Source organism: Psychrobacillus syltrankelensis, assembly GCF_055454035.1.
Genome location: NZ_CM144227.1, coordinates 208,862 through 226,930 on the forward strand (window position 1 = coordinate 208,862; position 18,069 = coordinate 226,930).

General features: G+C 35.9%; 13 protein-coding genes and 1 pseudogene. 12 read left to right on the forward strand and 2 right to left on the reverse strand.

Annotation, left to right across the window (positions count from 1 at the left end):
* The first annotated feature begins 128 nt into the window (after positions 1-128).
* From hutU to hutH, 7 genes are all read left to right on the forward strand, one after another.
* Positions 129-1,847: a urocanate hydratase gene (gene hutU, locus ACTSKG_RS01060; protein ID WP_464756313.1), complete on the forward strand. Its 1,719-nt coding sequence runs from the start codon at positions 129-131 to the stop codon at positions 1,845-1,847.
* Between the two features lie 131 nt (positions 1,848-1,978).
* A complete protein-coding gene (locus ACTSKG_RS01065; RefSeq protein WP_464756314.1) occupies positions 1,979-2,806 on the forward strand; it encodes a basic amino acid ABC transporter substrate-binding protein in 828 nt (275 codons plus the stop codon).
* Between the two features lie 69 nt (positions 2,807-2,875).
* Positions 2,876-3,532 (forward strand): amino acid ABC transporter permease, encoded by a 657-nt coding sequence (locus ACTSKG_RS01070; protein WP_464756315.1) that lies wholly within the window; start codon positions 2,876-2,878, stop codon positions 3,530-3,532.
* Entirely contained in the window at positions 3,529-4,251 is a 723-nt protein-coding gene (locus tag ACTSKG_RS01075; RefSeq protein ID WP_464756316.1) for an amino acid ABC transporter ATP-binding protein, read from the forward strand. Before ACTSKG_RS01070 ends, ACTSKG_RS01075 begins: the two co-directional genes overlap by 4 nt.
* 329 nt (positions 4,252-4,580) lie before the next feature.
* The gene (gene hutI / locus ACTSKG_RS01080; RefSeq protein WP_464756317.1) at positions 4,581-5,816 is read left to right on the forward strand and encodes an imidazolonepropionase; all 1,236 of its coding nucleotides are present in this window, start codon (positions 4,581-4,583) and stop codon (positions 5,814-5,816) included.
* Positions 5,817-5,846: 30 nt separating this feature from the next.
* The gene (locus ACTSKG_RS01085) at positions 5,847-7,013 is read left to right on the forward strand and encodes a M20/M25/M40 family metallo-hydrolase (protein ID WP_464756318.1); all 1,167 of its coding nucleotides are present in this window, start codon (positions 5,847-5,849) and stop codon (positions 7,011-7,013) included.
* 343 nt (positions 7,014-7,356) lie between these two features.
* Positions 7,357-8,862, forward strand: coding sequence for a histidine ammonia-lyase (gene hutH, locus ACTSKG_RS01090; protein ID WP_464756319.1), 1,506 nt, complete (start codon positions 7,357-7,359; stop codon positions 8,860-8,862).
* A 702-nt stretch (positions 8,863-9,564) separates the two neighbouring features.
* On the opposite strand, the gene rpoN is transcribed toward hutH, so the two are convergent.
* A complete protein-coding gene (gene rpoN / locus ACTSKG_RS01095; protein ID WP_464756321.1) occupies positions 9,565-10,863 on the reverse strand; it encodes an RNA polymerase factor sigma-54 in 1,299 nt (432 codons plus the stop codon).
* Between the two features lie 602 nt (positions 10,864-11,465).
* Positions 11,466-12,407 carry a ribonuclease HIII gene (gene rnhC / locus ACTSKG_RS01100; protein WP_464756322.1) on the reverse strand — a complete coding sequence of 314 codons (942 nt, stop codon included), beginning with the start codon at positions 12,405-12,407 and terminating at the stop codon, positions 11,466-11,468.
* A 78-nt stretch (positions 12,408-12,485) separates the two neighbouring features.
* On the opposite strand from rnhC, the gene zapA reads away from it, so the two are divergent.
* From zapA to ACTSKG_RS01125, 5 genes and pseudogenes are all read left to right on the forward strand, one after another.
* On the forward strand, positions 12,486-12,746 hold the full coding sequence (gene zapA, locus ACTSKG_RS01105) for a cell division protein ZapA (protein ID WP_464756323.1): 261 nt from the start codon (positions 12,486-12,488) through the stop codon (positions 12,744-12,746).
* Positions 12,747-12,750: 4 nt separating this feature from the next.
* Positions 12,751-13,293, forward strand: a complete 543-nt coding sequence (locus tag ACTSKG_RS01110; protein ID WP_464756324.1) for a CvpA family protein — start codon at positions 12,751-12,753, stop codon at positions 13,291-13,293.
* Positions 13,294-13,342: 49 nt separating this feature from the next.
* Positions 13,343-15,045, forward strand: a pseudogene (gene polX / locus ACTSKG_RS01115) (DNA polymerase/3'-5' exonuclease PolX).
* Between the two features lie 15 nt (positions 15,046-15,060).
* Positions 15,061-17,424, forward strand: coding sequence for an endonuclease MutS2 (locus ACTSKG_RS01120; RefSeq protein WP_464756325.1), 2,364 nt, complete (start codon positions 15,061-15,063; stop codon positions 17,422-17,424).
* A gap of 67 nt (positions 17,425-17,491) precedes the next feature.
* Entirely contained in the window at positions 17,492-17,905 is a 414-nt protein-coding gene (locus ACTSKG_RS01125; protein WP_387585252.1) for a DUF350 domain-containing protein, read from the forward strand.
* Positions 17,906-18,069: the final 164 nt, after the last annotated feature.

An 18,069-nucleotide genomic window follows, 5' to 3' on the forward strand; every position in this document is an offset into this window, starting at 1 on the left:
AAGAGTTAGATATTACCTAAATTATTTCGGATAAATTACTTGTTTTTTATGAATTGAGAAAATTGGCACGACTCTTGCATTATAAAAAGGTGTAAAACATAATTTATTTTTTTTAGGGGGAACTAACAATGACAACACCAGAAATTTTATATTCCGTAAAAGCACAAAGAGGACCTGAGTTACGTTGTAAAGGGTGGAGACAAGAGTCGATTCTTCGAATGTTAGAAAATAATATGGAGAATGCAGAAAAACCAGAAGAGCTTGTTATTTACGGTGGTATCGGGAAAGCCGCACGTAACTGGGAATCTTACCATGCAATTGTGAAATCATTAAAAGAATTAGAAGATGACGAAACACTTGTTGTGCAATCTGGTATGCCGGTAGCGATTTTCAAAACACATAAATATGCACCAACCGTTGTCATGGCAACGACAAACATTATGAAAGCAGATTGGCCAACATTCTATGATTTACAAGATAAAAACTTAACGATTTATGCAAACTATACTGCGGCACCTTGGGAATATATCGGTACACAAGGGGTAATCCAAGGAACATTTGAAACACTTTCTGCGATTGCTCGCCTGCACTATAACGATTCACTTGTCGGAAAAATCCTATTAACTGCAGGTGCAGGGGGAATGGGTGGTAACCAAACCCGTGCGATGACGATGCATGGTGGAGTAGCGGTTCTTGTGGATGCAGACGTTAAAATCATCAAGAGAAGAATTGAAAAAGGATTTATCGATGAACTTGCGGGTTCACTAGACGAAGCGATCGCAAAAGCGAAAGAATATGCGGCTGCAGGAAAACCACTTGGTATAGCTGTAGTAGGAAACGCGGCAGATGTATTTGAAGAAGTGCTAGAAAAAGGCTGGTTACCGGATATTTCTACTTCGATGACGCCAGGACATGACCCAATTTCGTACTTACCATCTGGTTATACAGTGGAAGAAGCAGAACATCTTCGCGATACAGACCGTACTTTATATTTGGAAAAAGGGCGCGAAACAATGATTCGTGAATTGAAAGCGCTTATTAAATTCATGGATTTAGGTGTTCATTCGTTCGAGTATGGGACAAGTCACCGAAAAGAATGTATCGATGCAGGGATGGACGAAAAAGAAGCGAAGCGTCTTCCAGGTTTCGTAGCGGAATATATCCGTCCATTATTCTGTGAAGGCCGTGGACCATTCCGCTGGATTTGTTTATCTGGAGAAGCGGAAGATTTACGTAAGATAGACGATATGATTTTAGAGAAATTCAGCGACGATCATTTAGTAACACGTTGGATCAAGCTTGCGAAAAAACATATACCAATTGAAGCACTTCCTGCACGTATTTGTTATATGGGATTCGGTCAACGTAAAGCATTTGCATTAGAAGTAAACGATATGATTCGCCGCGGAGAATTAGCTGGACCAGTTGCGTTCTCTCGTGACAATCTTGACTCAGGTTCGATCGTGAATCCAACATTTGAATCCGAAAACATGAAAGACGGTAGTGATCTTATTTCTGACTGGCCGATGCTGAACGGACTATTAAACGCAGTCGGCATGTGTGATCTAATCGCAATCCAAGCGAACTATTCTATGGGGGAAGCGGTTCATACAGGCGTAACAATGGTTGCGGATGGGACAGCGGAATCGGATATGAGACTAGAAGTAGCAATGACTGTGGACTCTGGAATCGGAGTAGTTCGACATGCGCAAGCAGGCTATGAAATTGCACAAGATGTAGCGAACGGTAAAGGGAAGTTAACAGAGGAAAGTATTAAAATTCCCTTATGGTGGAAACGAGAAGCTACATTTGGACCGAAAGATCTTAAAGAAAAAGCGAAAGTATAAGGTTGTGTAAAAAAGTTAGGAATCAATATTTTTTTAGATCTTTCCTTACCTTTTCTCTAATCATAAATGTTTAATTTTCTATTCTTGACTAATGGATTTAAAAAATTGACTAAATCTAAGGGGACAATTAAATGAAGAAGAATATATTTCTAACTATTGTTATGATTTTTGCTCTAATCTTAGCAGCTTGTGGTACAAGTGATGCTAGTGCAGGAAAGGGTAATGGTTCAAGTGTAGAAAAGAAAAAACTTAAAGTAGCGACAGAGGCAAACTATGCACCATTTGTCTATTTAGATAAAGGTGAAATAACAGGTTTTGACGCGGACTTCATGAAAGCGGTTGCGAAAGAAGCAGGTTATGACATTGAGTTAGTAAATGTAGGCTGGGACCCTTTGTTTGTAGAAGTTAAAGATAAGCTATCTGACTTAGGGGTATGTGCGATTACTATTAATGATGAGCGAGAACAAACATATGATTTTTCGGTGCCATATTATTTATCAACAAACGAAATTCTAGTTCCTGAAGGTAGTGATATCGAAAGTGCTGCAGATTTAAAAAATAACAAGGTAATAGCTGTTCTTGGTGGCACTACAGGACAAGAAGCAGTTGAAAGTATTCTTGGGAAAAATAATAAAAATATTAAAAAATTCGACAATAATAATCTAGCTATTTTGGAAATGATCAGCGGTGGTGCTGATGCAGTTGTTGCTGATAATGCAGTAGTGGAAGAATATGCAAAAAACAATCCAGATAAAAAGCTAGTAGTTATAAAAGATGAAGAAGGCTTTGAGAAAGAGTTTTACGGAATTATGTTCCCAAAGGGTAGTGAACTTAAAAAGGATTTTGATGTAGCTGTTACAAAGGTATTAGAAAATGGTACGTATGCAAAAATATATGAACAGTGGTTTGGGGCAGAGCCAGACGTTGTTACACTGTTAGATCAACAGAAAAAGAAGTAAAGTGTTCAAAAATTGCGTAACTCCCAAAGAGTAGTTGCGCAATTTTGGTTCTAATGAGGGGGGACATCAATGGATTTTAGACTAGATATTATCGCAGAATATATTCCTTTTTTCCTTAAAGGTACGCTTCTCACAATTGGTTTGTCGATTGTAGGGATACTAATAGGAACTGTTCTAGGTCTATTAATTGGTTTAGGGAAAATGATGCGTAATAAAATCATCTCGTTTATATGTAATTGTTATATTATATTTTTCCGTGGAACACCATTATTCGTCCAAATATTATTAATTCACTTTGGTGTAGTTCCTATGTTAATAGGACATACAAACGGTATAGTGGCTAGTATTATTGCACTTTCCTTGATTGCTGGAGCTTATATATCCGAAATTTTCAGAGCAGGCATTCAGTCAATTGATAAAGGGCAAATGGAAGCGTCCCGGTCACTTGGTATGAATCATGTTCAATCGATGAAAGATGTTATTTTGCCACAAGCATTTAAAAGAATGATTCCCCCTCTAGGGAATGAATTCATCGTGCTTATAAAAGAATCATCACTAGCTGCAATTGTAGCAACTCCTGAGTTAATGTATTACGGTCGTGCGCTAGCGAGCCAATATTACCGTGTATGGGAGCCATATCTAACAGCTGCCCTAATTTATCTCGTGTTAACTACTTCTTTGAGTTTCTTATTAAATCGTCTTGAAAGAAGGTTGGCAACAGAATGATTAAAGTGAAAAATCTGAAAAAATCATTTGGTAATAATGAAGTTTTAAAAGATATTAGTGCATCTATTAAACCAAAGGAAGTAGTGGTGGTAATTGGACCATCAGGATCAGGGAAATCTACTTTTTTAAGATGTTTAAATTTACTTGAGACTATTACTGACGGTCATGTTTCGATAGAAGGAATCGATATTACTGACAAGAAAACAGATATAAATAAAGTAAGAACAGAGGTAGGGATGGTTTTTCAACAATTTAATTTATTTCCACATAAAACTGTAATGGAAAATATAATGCTCGCTCCAATGAGGGTAAGGAAGCTGTCAGCAGAAAAGGCTAAAGAAAGAGGTTTGGAACTTCTTCGTAAAGTGGGGCTTAAGGAGAAAGCGAATGCCTATCCGGATTCTTTATCTGGCGGACAAAAACAGCGAGTTGCTATTGCAAGAGCACTTGCAATGGAGCCTAAAATAATGCTTTTTGATGAGCCAACATCGGCATTGGATCCAGAAATGGTTGGTGAAGTACTAGAAGTGATGAAACAACTAGCTCTTGAGGGGATGACTATGGTAGTTGTAACTCATGAGATGGGTTTTGCGCGCGAAGTTGGTGATCGCGTTTTATTCATGGATGGTGGCTTTATCGTGGAAGAAAATATTCCTAAAGAACTATTTGAGAACCCGCAGCAAGAAAGAACAAAGTCCTTCTTAAGCAAGGTATTATAAAGTCAGCTAAAGCTTGGAGAAATACTTATATTGTCAAGGAGTGAAAATATGAATAATTTTCAAGAATCAGTAGAAGGACAGCAAATTACCATTTGTGAAAATCAAAAGATTTACTCATTCAGAAATTTTTTCAAATTCTTCTGCTTCAGTTCAATTGGAATATTTATGATTTTTATGCCAATTAATATAAACGACAAAAATTCCATACCATTAGACCAACTCGTCATGGCTTAAGAACAGTACTAACGCTCATATTGTTACACCACTTGCATTTTTATTTCTTTAAACTTATGGAAAAAGTTGGTTTGGTAGTGAAAGGAGTTTGTTGAATGAAAACAAAAGTTGATTTAATTATTAGCAATGCGGCTGAAGCAATAACCTGTACAGGTGAAGGCATGGCAGGAATTAACGTACTAAAGGATGTTTGGATCGCAGTTAAAGATGACAAAATCGTTGGAGTAGGTTCAAAAGAGGAAATTAGCAATAATTTTGACTTAAAAGAATCAAAAGTTATTGATGCAACTGGGAAAGTTGTTGCTCCAGGGTTTGTGGATTGTCATACACACCTTGTTTTTAATGGAACGAGAGTAGAGGAGTACGCTGCTAAATTAACTGGAAATGATCCTGAAAAACTAAAAGAGCTTGGAATAACTACAGGACCTAACCGAACAATTGAACTTACACGAGATGCTTCGGAAGAAGATTTATTCCAACAATCGAAGAAACGAATGTTATCCATGCTAAACTACGGGATTACAACAATTGAAAGTAAAAGTGGTTATGGTTTAACAACTGAAAGTGAAATTAAAATTCTAAAAGTGGGTAGAAGATTGGATAAAGAGACTCCAGTGGATGTACTTAATACTTTTTTAGGAGCTCATGGATTTCCAAAAGGAATGTCAAAAAGTGAATACCTTGATGTTATTATCAAAGAAATGATTCCACAAGTTGGTGAGCATAAACTTGCAGAGTTTTGTGACGCTTGGTGCGATGAAGGATATTACACTGCGGAGGAATCCAAGCAAATTTTAGAAACGGCTTTGCAATATGGAATGAAACCCAAATTACATGCAGACGCGTATTCATACATCGGAGGTTCTGACCTGGCAGTAGAAATGAACATGGTTTCTGTAGATCATCTAAATTACACCCCTGAGGATGTTATGGAGAAACTCGCTAAATCAGATGTAACAGGTGTTTTAATGCCAGCACTAGATTTTGCAGTTGGACATAAAAAACCATTTGATGCAAGAAAAATGCTTGATTTAGGGATGAAAATAGCTCTTGCAACTGATCTGTGCCCTGCATGCTATACAGAATCTATGCAATTTGTCATTAACCTAGCATGCAGATTATATAAATTCACAGTAGAAGAAGCAATAAAAGCAGCTACATATGGCGGAGCACAAGCGCTAAATTTAATAGATCGAGGAGTAATACAAGTTGGTAAACTAGCAGACTTACAGATTTGGGATATTCCAACTTATAAACATGTTGCATATGAACTTGGGACAAATATTGTAGAGACGGTTATTAAAGATGGAAAAGTTGTAGTAAGCAGATAAAATATTTCTAAAATAATTGGAGGTTTTGCAATGATACAAAAACAATTTGCTACCGCTGCTGAACAAGTAAATGAAGAACGTTTATTGGAATTATTTCTAGAGCTTGCAAAAATTAATGGACCAAGTTCAAAGGAACAACTAGTAGCGGATTATTTAATTAAAGCGTTAACAGAACTTGGTTTTACTCTTGAATTTGATGAAGCACATAAAAAATTTAATGGTGAAGTAGGTAATTTGATAGCATGGCGAGATGGTACGGATTCATCGATTCCTCCACTGTTCTTCTCTACACATATGGATACAGTACTTCCTACAGAAGGTCTGAAACCAGTAATAAAAGATGGTATTATTTATTCTGATGGGACAACGATTTTAGGTGCAGATGACCGTGCAGCTTTAGCCTCATATTTAGAAGCAATTAGAGCTGTTATTGAAAGTGGTATTCCACATGGTCCAATCGAATTTGTTTTAACTGTGAATGAACAACCAGGACTTGTTGGAGCAACTCATATGGACTATAGCAAAGTAAAGAGTAAGGATGGTTATATATTCGATAGTAGTGGCGATGTAGGTCAAATTATTTTAAAGGGACCATATAGTAGTAGGATTTGGTTAACGGTTGAAGGAAATGCAGCCCATATTGCATTAAATGCAGAGGAAGGGAATAGTGCTTTTCTTATTGCTTCAAAAGGATTGTTAAACATGAACCTTGGAACAATTGATGAGGAGACACTTGCCAATATTGGAATAATCGAAGGTGGAGAGTTAACATCCATTATACCTGGTACTGTTATGGTTGCAGGGGAAGTTCGTAGTTTTTCAAAAGAAAAATTAGAAAAGCAGCTGCAGCATATGGAAGACGCTATGCAAGAAGCAGCAGTGAAAAACGGCGGTAAATTGACAGTCAGAATTGAGAAAAAATATAGTGGTTTCAATATCCCTGAAGATCACATTTTAACAAAAACTGTTGAATCTGCTGCTCATAATATTAAAGTCAATCCGTATTTAACAGAAACACTTGGCGGCGCTGATACGAATGTGTTAAATGAGAACGGATTAACTTGTATTACACTAGGAAATGGTTTCCAAAATATTCATTCTTTTAGAGAATGCTTGAGCGTAGAAAACCTAATAAATACTGGACGACTTACGGCGGGATTAATTGAACAATGGTACAACAATCATAAAAAAGAGTAATTTTATATAGTTGAGTTAATTTCATAAATAGCAATTAATATAAAAAAACGAACAATAATTATTTTATTGAATGGAGCGACATGCGGCGACTCCAGCGGGATGAGTGAGACGTATGAGACATCACAAACGACGCAAAGCGGCGGTGGTGGCTCATCGCTCACCCCGCGGAAAGCGTCCGCCGATAGCGGAAATCATGAATGAAGAGTATTTTATAGATATTCTCACATTTCGCTTTAATATTGTTCGTGTTTTATGCTCTAACTTTGAATAATGAAATTGAGTCAGTTATCTGTTTAATGGAAACCAATAGTTTATAACATACAACATACAGGAGTGGACATACATGACAAATGAAAAATTAGTAGAATTAGATGGTCTTACATTAGACAGACATAAAATCGAAAGTGTTGTTTATGGATCAGCAAAAGTAGTAATTCCAGAAGCAGATTTAATCCGAGTTCGAGCTAGTCGCGAACGAATTGAAAAACAATTAAGAGATGGAAAAGTTATTTACGGAGTTAATACAGGATTTGGAAAATTAAGTGACATTGAAATAGAAAAAGAAGATATTGCTAAATTACAACTAAATTTACTTCGTGCAGATGCAGTTGGCGTAGGTGATCCACTGCCCACTCCAATAGTACGGGCAATGATGACTCTACGCGCAAATGCGCTTGCGAAAGGATTTTCAGGGATAAAGGAAGATACACTTTTATTATTAGTCGAGATGATTAATGAAGGTGTTCATCCAGTAGTTCCGAGTAAAGGGTCAGTTGGAGCTAGCGGCGATTTAGCTCCACTTTCGCATGTTGCAATCGTTTTAATAGGTGAAGGAAAAGCAGAATACAAGGGAGAGATTCTTTCAGGTGGAGAAGCTTTAAAGAGAGCTGGACTAAAACCAGTGACTTTAGAAGCAAAGGAAGGACTTGCATTAATTAATGGAACACAAGCAATGACTGGAGTTGGGGTTGTCGCTATTAATGAGGCAGAGCGTCTTGGTTTAGCGGCAGATATGGCTGCTTGTTTAACAATGGAAGCTCTTCAAGGAATAATTTCTGCATTCGATCCTGAATTATTAGCAGTTCGCCCTCATCCAGAGCTAGAATTCGTTGCTTCTCGAATGAGAAATTGGTTAGAAGGAAGTAAACGGATTACCCATCAAGGAGAAGTTCGAATGCAAGATGCATATTCGATTCGTTGTATTCCACAAGTACACGGGGCTTCTTGGCAAGCATTTAATTATGTAGACGATAGATTAAAAGTTGAAATTAATTCTGCGACAGATAACCCTGTAATATTAGAAAATGGTGAAATTATTTCTGGAGGTCATTTCCATGGTCAGCCGATTGCACTTGCTATGGATTTCTTGAAAGTAGGAGCAGCAGAATGGGCTAATATTTCGGAGCGTCGAACAGAACGACTTGTGAATCCACAGTTAAGTGGCTTATCACCATTTTTAGCGATGGATCCAGGTTTAGAATGTGGCTTGATGGTAGTTCAATATGCGGCTGCAGCACTTGTTTCGGAGAATAAAGTTTTAGCTCATCCAGCAAGTGTTGACTCTATTCCTACTTCGGCTAACCAAGAGGATCATGTAAGTATGGGGACAATTGGATCACGCCAAGCACGAGAAATTATTCATAATAGTGCTCGTGTTATAGCGATTGAACTAATCTGTGCTTCTCAAGCTATTTACTTAGAAAAAGCGGAAAATCAATTAGCTCCAGCTACAAGAAAATACTTAGAAATCGTACGAGGAATTTGTCCTCCATTAGACGGTGACCGAGCGATTTCTGACCAAATGGAAGAACTGGCACAATATATCTTAAGAGCAGACGACTTAAAATAACTCTAAGAAAAAAACCGATTCTAACTGTTTACATAAAAAGGACAGTTAGGATTGGTTTTTTTCATAAAATATAGGAGTTACCCTGAGCGCGTAATGGTGGGCAAATGCATTCTCAATAGGTATGGCAGGGATAATATTCTTGATAATTATAATGATGAATGACTACATTTGGTCAATTTATTGGATATTTGCCTGAAGTATTCACAAATCAACTTTATTAAATCTAATTACAACTAAGGGATTGCGGTAAGAAATCCGTAACCCCTTAGTTCATTGTGTTTTTAGTTTTACAGGATTGTATAACGCTGATTTGTACAACTCAAAGTTAACTCATTACATTGAGAAATGGTTGCTTTGTTCAGGATTTGGTTGCTTTCAGTGTAGAATCTGTAGCTTTCATCTTACAATTAGTCGCTCTATCACAGTTTTTAACTTTTTAGTTGAGCATTCAAGCTTAATACCAGAAATCCATTGGAATCTGAGAGAAGTGTTTAGCGGACGAAATTGTATCTTCGTCCGCCTTTAAAAGAATAGGACAGGATTTATTCTCTCATTATCCAAACCTATTCAAGAGGACGACGGACAAACATAAGCCACAAGATTACCGGAAAAAGAGTATTCCGTTAATAGTAGCTAATGATTCGTTATAGGACGCTTGCGTTTTTCTTGTTTTGAATACCTAACCCTCTTTATGATTTCCTTTTATACACTAATCTCTTTTCGTTGTCTTGCAGGAGGGATATTTAATTCCTCTCGATATTTGCTAATAGTGCGTCTTGCAATTGTTATCCCTTTTTCATCATTGAAGTGATTTGCAATTTGTTGATCAGAAAAAGGCTTACATTTGTTTTCCTTCTTTATTATATTTGCTAAGAGTAATTTAACTTCCGTCTGGGAGATTAAACTTCCATCGTTTGTTTCTAGCTTAGAAGTAAATAACTTACGAAGATCAAAAGACCCTTTAGGTGTTTGAATAACTTTATTCATAGTTGCTCTGCTAACAGTCGACTCATGCATCTCTATCTCACTTGCGACTTCTTTTAAGGTTAAGGGCTTCAGTGAACTGAACCCTTCTCGAAAAAAGCTTTCTTGTTTTTCTATTAAGACTTCAACAATTTTTAAAATGGTCAATCGTCGCTGTTCAATACTACTTAGCAACCATTTATAGTTTGCAAATTGATTGTTAATATATTTAGATGTTTCATCCTTAACATTCATCAAGTCCGAGTACTGATTGTTAAAGTGGATATCTGGTAGATAACTTTCGTTTAAATAATAAATAAGTTTCTCATCTTTAAGCTCCACAACAATGTCAGGAACTAAATACTCTACAGAAAAATCTGAAATACCAAAGGAAGGAGTTGGATTTAATGTTTGAATGAATTTATACATTTCATTTACAGTTGCTAACGAAATTTTCATACAACGAGATATGTCATTCCACTTTCTATTTGCTAATAAGTCTAAATGATTTTCAATAAGTCTTTTAGCTAATTTTTTTTCTGGATAGTTGTATGCTATTTGCAAAAGCAAACATTCCTTCATGTTTCTTGCGCCTAATCCAATAGGTCCAATCTGTTGAAGAAGATGAATCCCTCTCTCTACGATATCTTCATCAAAAGGTTCATAATTGGTTAACTGTAAAAATCCACTATCATCTAGATTGTATATAAGATATTTTACAAGTTGCTGATCTTCTTCCTTTTTGAATAGTAACTTCGCTTGTTTAACTAAGTTATGTCTCATATCAATGTCACTATTTTGTGCATAATCTATTAGTTGTTGGGAGGATCCATTTAATATATTTTTTCCATGTGATCTCTCTGCATACAAAAAATCTTGAGGTTGCTCTTCCAATTCGATCAATGGGTTTTCTAACTCTTGCTCTTTTATGTATTGATAAAGATCGAAAGTGGAGTATTGCAATAATTCAATAGCTTGTTTTAATTGAAAAGTCATTACTAAACTCTGTTCTTGTTTTTGTGTAAGTATGAGTTCCATAGTATTCCTCCTCATGTACTCTTACGTTTATATGAGAACGCTTACATTATTATGTACTTAATTATACTACAATTTTCGACATTTTTTAATATAAATATGAGAATAGTGGGAATTATTTTAATATAAAATTATGTTATATTATTCAAGAAAATTCATTGAGTTCTCTGGCTTCTACTTTTCGCTGAATAGGCGCTTGCTTCTTTCTTAAAAGATAGGGAAGTATATGTATTAATGTGTAGAGAAATCAGTGTTCAAAGTACTTTAAAGAATTAAGTAATACCGCGGAATTCCGTTTCAGGTGGACGCATTCCGCGGGTTGAGCGATGAGGAACGAAGGCTAATAGCACCACATCGTGTGGCAACGCCTTCGTGACCAACATCCTGTTGGCCACCGTCCGGAGTTGCCACCTTTCACTACAATCCATTAAGTGAGTAGTACGTAACAAGAAGATTTAGACCAGTCTATAGCAGAGAAGATAGAATTAGTTTAATGTTTCGTCCAAAGCACTCTTGCATTATAGAAGACAAAATGTACTTAAAGGACGCTTACGTTTTTCTTATAATAGAAGATGCAACTTAAATATGTTTTCATCTTGGAGTGTCTAGATTCTTTTCTTGTTTGCAATTTTAATAGCTTTTTGCGTATTGGCAAAATGCCACTTCGTAATGGATTTTAAAAATGTTTCTCCATGTTTTAAAAGAATTTTTGCAGCAATTTCATCGACTTTTGAGCTAGCTCCTTTCGGAATGGTCGTTTTTGCTATTTCGCTAAGACGGTCCATTTCTTTTAAAAATGCATATCTTGCAATAATGGAAGCAGCTGCGACAGATACATGCAACTGTTCAGCTTTGGTAGAAAACAAGACATTTTCACAGATGATTTCTTTTTCCGTTTTAATATGATTATAGTAAATGCCTCTTTCAGCAAACTGGTCTATTAATATAAATGCAGGTTTTTCCGGTTTCATTTTATTCAACACATGTTTAAGAGCTTGGTTGTGCATAAGGGCTTTTATTTTCCCTTGGGACCAACCTCGACTTTGAATGTCGTTATATTTTTCATTTTTTAAAACGAGCACACTATGAGTTAAAGTAGCCATTAAATCTGGAGCCATTTTCCGCATAACATCATCTGTTAACATTTTTGAATCTTTTACACCAAGTTCTTGTACCCATTCAATTTGTTCTGAACGAACATAACATGCTGCTACTGTTATTGGACCAAAATAATCACCAGTACCCGTTTCATCTGATCCAATGACTGAGTAAGAGGAGAAGTTTGGCGGTAAAGTGTCTCCTTTTGTCGCACTACTAATAGCCTTTTCTATCGGTGCATTGGAGATTCCTCCCCATAAGGAAACTTCACGGGAAGCACCGTTTCCTTGAAACATTACTTTACCAGATTTATATATAGTGATAGCAGTATCGTGGAGTTTTGCAGCAAATAATACTCCAGGTGCAGACCTTTCAACTTTATATTGTGCATAATGAGCTTTCACTTTTTCTATTTCTTTTGGTTGCATTACTATAACTTCGTTTGACATTCCTTCGTTCCTTTCTTCACATCACAATCTATTTCGTGTTATTATTATTAATAGGATTTTCTGGGGGAGGGAGCATCTTTGTCAGAACAACAAAAAACGAAAATATCTGTTGATATATATGGACAGAATTATAAAATGGTAGGTACCGAAACTTCTGGACATATGCGTCTTGTTGCCTCCATGGTAGATGATAAAATGAGAGAAATACATTCTCATAACGGTAAATTAGATATTGCTAAATTGGCAGTATTAACAGCAGTCAATGCAGTAAACGATTACATAAAAGTAAAAGAACAATTAGAACTTCTAGAAGAAGAATTGAAAAAGTTAAAGGACTGAAAAAATGTTAGATATTCTTATATTAATATTACTTGTCGCTGGTTTTATAACTGGCGCAAAACGAGGGTTAGTTGTACAACTCATTCACATGACTGGTTTTATCATCGCGCTCATCGTTTCTTATACTTATTATAAACCACTTGCGGAGAAATTTGTTTTATGGATTCCATTTCCTGCTATAACTACCGGCTCTAAACTTACTATTGCCGTAGAGAGTTTAGACTTAGACCAAACCTTTTATCGTATTATTGCATTTGCGCTGATTTTTATGGTCGTAAAATTTGCACTTCATTTATTAGCGTCGATGTTTGATTTTTTAAAGTATTTGCCTATACTTGGTTTTATAAGCAATATGATAGGAGCAGTTTTAGGTTTTATTGAATTTTATTTCATTATATTTGTTTTACTATACGTTTTTGCAATGTTGCCTATCGATTTTATTCAAAATTTTATATCAAAATCTAGTTTAACGTCTTGGATTCTTAATCACACGCCACTACTTTCAGAGACAGTAAAAAATTGGTGGTATATCTATATTGAAAAATAACTTCTCTCAGTAGAGGGGAGTTTTTTTTCGAATGAAAGGGGTTCTATTGATGGATAAAAAGACTATTATTCGCACATTAGAAAAAATTGCTTTATATATGGAATTACAAGGAGAAAATTCTTTTAAAGTTTCAGCGTTTCGTAGAGCTGCTCAAGTACTAGAATTAGATGCACGTAGTCTTGCTGAAATGGATAATATTCTGTCATTAAAAGGAATTGGGACTGCGACGGGTGCGGTCATAGAAGATTTAATGGATGAAGGTCATTCTTCCTTGTTAATAGAACTTCAAAACACGGTACCTAGTGGACTGCTTCCTATGTTAAAAATACCGGGACTTGGTGGAAAAAAATAGCTAAGCTTTATAAGGAACTACAAATTGACTCGATAGACGCTTTAAAAGAGGCTTGTCTGGCAAAGAAAGTACAAACTTTAGCAGGATTTGCTGCGAAGACAGAAGAGAAAATATTAGCTGAAATTGAAAGCTTCCAATCGAAGCCAGAAAGAACAGCAATTTGGCAGTTAGAACCCATCGTAGAAATGATCGAAAATAAGCTTTTAGATATCTCTATGATCGAAAAGTTTTCTGTAGCGGGTTCTTATAGAAGAGTAAAAGAAGCAAGTAAAGACATAGATTTTATTATTGCGACAGGTTCACCACAAGAAGTCCGAGAAGAGTTATTAAAGGTACTTCCAATTATAAAAGTCATTGCAGCTGGCGACACAAAAGTGTCTATTACTCTGGATGTTGAAAATGAAGTGGATGTAGATTTCCGTTTAGTAGAAGTACATCAATATGCTTCTGCTTTAAACCATTTTACAGGTTCCAAAGATCATAATATTAAAATGAGACAAATCGCAAAAGACCAAGGGAAGAAAATAAGTGAATATGGAGTGGAGTTAGAAGATGGAACCATTCAACATTTTGAGTCTGAATATGAGTTCTATAGCTATTTTGGTTTACCATTTATCCCACCTACTGTACGTGAAGACGGATCAGAATTTACCAAGCTAGATCAATTACCATCACTCGTGACATTAGATGATATAAAAGGCGATTTTCATATGCACACGACTTGGTCAGACGGAGCACATTCCATAGAAGAAATGGTAGAAGCTTGTTTGGCAAAAGGTTATTCGCATATGGTTATCACGGATCATTCTGATTACTTAAAAATAGCAAATGGTCTCTCCAAAGAGCGCTTATTACATCAGATTGAAACAATTCAAGAACTAAATGCTAAGTATACAGATATTGAAATATTTGCTGGTACGGAAATGGATATTCTACCTGATGGTTCGCTTGATTTTGATGATGAAGTTTTAAAACAGTTAGATTTTGTTATTGCTTCCATCCATTCAAGTTTTAGTCAACCGCAAGAAAAAATAATGGAGCGTTTATATAATGCTATAAAAAATCCATATGTACATATGATTGCTCATCCAACAGGAAGAATTATTGAACAACGTGAAGGGTATAATCCGGATGTACCTGAGTTAATAAAGTGGGCAAAGGAATATGGAAAAATTCTAGAGCTAAATGCCAGTCCGTATCGACTGGATTTAAAAACCGAATACTTACGTTTAGCGAAAGAAGCTTCTGTTTCAATTGCAATTAATACAGATGCCCATCATATGGACCAACTTAAATATATGGATGTTGGAATACGTTACGCACAAAAAGCTTGGCTTCACAAAGAAAGCATTGTAAATACGTGGACATTAGAGAAGTTTAAGCAATTTATTAAGAAGTAATTAGGAGGTGCCACATTGATAGCTGAAAGAGCACTGAAAACATTAGAATACTATAAAATAAGGGAAGAAGTTGCGAAGTATTGTACTTCTTCTGTCGGAAAAAATCATATAGATAAACTTGTACCATCTGTAGATTTCGTAGAAGTGACGAAACTTTTAGAAGAGATGGATGAAGGTTTAACAATTCTTCGACTAAGAGGAAATGTTCCAATGGGTGGCATTACAGATATACGACCGCATGCAAAACGAGCGCAGATTGGCGGAATGTTAAGTCCAGTTGAATTAATGGAAACAGCTAGTACAATTAGAGCAAGTAAAATCCTACGTCAGTTTCTTGAGAATGTTGCAGATTCTGAGGACGTTAAAATTCCTCATTTCCTAGAGAAAAAAGAGGCAATACCGATTCTTACCGCACTAGAACATGAAATAAATAATTGTATTGATGAAAATGGAACTGTCTTAGACAGTGCAAGTAGTACCCTACGGTCAATTCGCCAACAACTCAGAATACAGGTAGGTCGAGTCCGTGAAAAGTTAGAAAGCTATACAAGAGGTGCCAATGCATCCAAAATGCTTTCTGATTCTATTGTGACGATTCGTAATGATCGGTATGTAATTCCAGTTAAGTCCGAATACCGAAGCCATTATGGTGGAATCATCCATGATCAATCTTCTTCTGGACAAACTTTATTTATCGAACCATCCGCAGTTGTTCAACTAAATAATGATATACGTGGTCTAAAGGTAAAGGAACAAGAGGAGATTGAACGTATTTTAATTAAACTAACTGGTGAAGTAGAAGTAGTTGGGCATGAAATTTTCTTGTTAGTCGACATTTTAGGGGAAATAGATGTAATTTTAGCAAAGGCGAAGTATGGACAAGCAGAAAAATGCACAATGCCTCAAATTAATAATGATGGATATATCCGTTTAGTGAAAGCAAGACATCCGCTAATTTCAATAGAAACAGCTGTCCCAAATACGATTGAATTTGGGAAAGATATTACTGCAATCGTTATTACTGGTCCTAATACAGGTGGTAAAACGGTCACACTTAAAACAGTAGGATTGTGTACATTAATGGCACAAAGCGGAATTCCAATTCCTGCTTTAGATGGTTCCGAGGTTTCTTTATTTGAAACGGTATTTGCTGATATTGGCGACGAACAATCTATTGAGCAAAGCTTAAGTACATTCTCTTCCCATATGGTTAATATTGTAGATATTTTAAAAAAGTATGACGATAAATCATTAATCTTATTTGATGAGCTTGGAGCAGGAACAGATCCTCAAGAAGGAGCTGCTCTTGCAATCTCCATCTTGGATGCAGTTCACGGTACAGGGGCACGGGTAATGGCAACTACTCATTATCCTGAACTAAAAGCATACGGTTATAATCGTCCGGGTGTTGCGAATGCAAGTGTGGAATTTGATATCGAAACATTAAGTCCAACTTATAAGTTATTAATAGGTGTACCGGGACGTAGTAATGCTTTTGAGATCTCTGAGAGACTTGGACTACCGTCAAATATTATTGTACAAGCACAGTCATTTACAGGAACGGATAGAGGCGAAGTCAATTCGATGATTGCCTCGTTAGAAGAAAGTAGAAGACAAGCTGAGAAAGATGCAGAAGAAACTGAAGATCAGTTAGAGGAAGCGCGCCTAGTAAAAGAAGAACTAGAGCAAAAACTTGCACAATTAGACCAGAAGAAAGAACAATTAGAGCAAAAAGCAAAAGAAAAAGCGAAGAAAATAGTAGAAGATGCTAGACGTGAAGCAGATGAAATTATTCGAGAGTTACGTAAAATGCAAACGAATACACATCAATTTATAAAAGAGCATGAGCTTATAGATGTAAAAAAACGCTTGGATGAAGCATTACCGAATAATCCAGTATTGAAAAAACAAAAGAAACTGAACGAGGTCTCAAAAGAATTGAAAGCTGGAGACGAAGTAAAGGTGTTAAGCTTTGGTCAAAAAGGAACTTTACTGCAAAAGCTATCGAAATCAGAATGGTCTGTTCAAATCGGTATGTTAAAAATGAAATTAGACGAAGCAGACTTAGAATTTATAAAACCGGAAAAACAAAAACAAACAGTATCTGTAAATTCGGTTCGTGGGAGAGATTCTCATGTGAAGTTAGAACTTGATCTTCGTGGTGAGCGGTATGAGGACGCAATTATTCGGACAGAAAAGTATTTAGACGATGCTATACTTTCAAACTATCCTCGCGTATCAATTATTCATGGTAAAGGTACTGGTGTTTTAAGACAAGCGATTCAACAATACCTGAAAAATCATTCTCGCGTTAAAAACTATCGATATGGAGAAGCCGGAGAAGGTGGGCATGGGGTAACTGTTGTTGAATTAAAATAACAGTCGAGTTTTGAAACTTTTTATTTGTTAGAACGTAGAGTAAGAAAAGTTTAAAGGGGTTTTTAGCATGGTACTTTCTAGTTTTTGGTCAAACCCATTAGTAGATTCTGCTGGTTATTTTAGCGTTGTAGTTTTATGTTTAATTGTTTCCATGGTTTTGTTCGAAATTGTTACAAAATACAAAAACTGGGAAGAGATTAAAAAGGGGAATGTTGCAGTAGCAATGGCAACTGGAGGGAAAATTTTCGGTGTCTGTAATATTTTCCGCTATTCTATTGAACAACATAATTCATTATTTGAAATGATAGGTTGGGGACTTTTTGGTTTCACATTACTAATTCTTGCGTATTGGTTATTTGAATTTTTAACGCCAAGTTTTCATGTGGACAAAGAGATTGAAGAAGATAATCGTTCAGTTGGGTTTATTTCTCTTATAATTTCAGTAGGTTTGTCATTTGTCATTGGAGCAAGTATTTCTTAGGAGAGATAACAATGGAAAAATTATCGAAAGTATTAATTGCTGTAGGTATATGTTTTGTACTAGTAGGAATAGTATATTTAGTAATGAATTAAATAATAGTATTTAAAAGAATGAGTGAAATGCTCATTCTTTTTTTGAAGAAAAGTATATGGATTCTCGTCCTT

Coding starts and splice junctions, on each gene's coding strand:
- ACTSKG_RS01070 (WP_464756315.1), top strand. CDS start 2,876: ATGGATTTTAGACTAGATATTATCGCAGAATATATTCCTTTTTTCCTT.
- hutU (WP_464756313.1), top strand. CDS start 129: ATGACAACACCAGAAATTTTATATTCCGTAAAAGCACAAAGAGGACCT.
- ACTSKG_RS01125 (WP_387585252.1), top strand. CDS start 17,492: ATGGTACTTTCTAGTTTTTGGTCAAACCCATTAGTAGATTCTGCTGGT.
- rnhC (WP_464756322.1), bottom strand. CDS start 12,407: ATGTCAAACGAAGTTATAGTAATGCAACCAAAAGAAATAGAAAAAGTG.
- hutI (WP_464756317.1), top strand. CDS start 4,581: ATGAAAACAAAAGTTGATTTAATTATTAGCAATGCGGCTGAAGCAATA.
- ACTSKG_RS01110 (WP_464756324.1), top strand. CDS start 12,751: ATGTTAGATATTCTTATATTAATATTACTTGTCGCTGGTTTTATAACT.
- hutH (WP_464756319.1), top strand. CDS start 7,357: ATGACAAATGAAAAATTAGTAGAATTAGATGGTCTTACATTAGACAGA.
- ACTSKG_RS01065 (WP_464756314.1), top strand. CDS start 1,979: ATGAAGAAGAATATATTTCTAACTATTGTTATGATTTTTGCTCTAATC.
- ACTSKG_RS01075 (WP_464756316.1), top strand. CDS start 3,529: ATGATTAAAGTGAAAAATCTGAAAAAATCATTTGGTAATAATGAAGTT.
- ACTSKG_RS01085 (WP_464756318.1), top strand. CDS start 5,847: ATGATACAAAAACAATTTGCTACCGCTGCTGAACAAGTAAATGAAGAA.
- rpoN (WP_464756321.1), bottom strand. CDS start 10,863: ATGGAACTCATACTTACACAAAAACAAGAACAGAGTTTAGTAATGACT.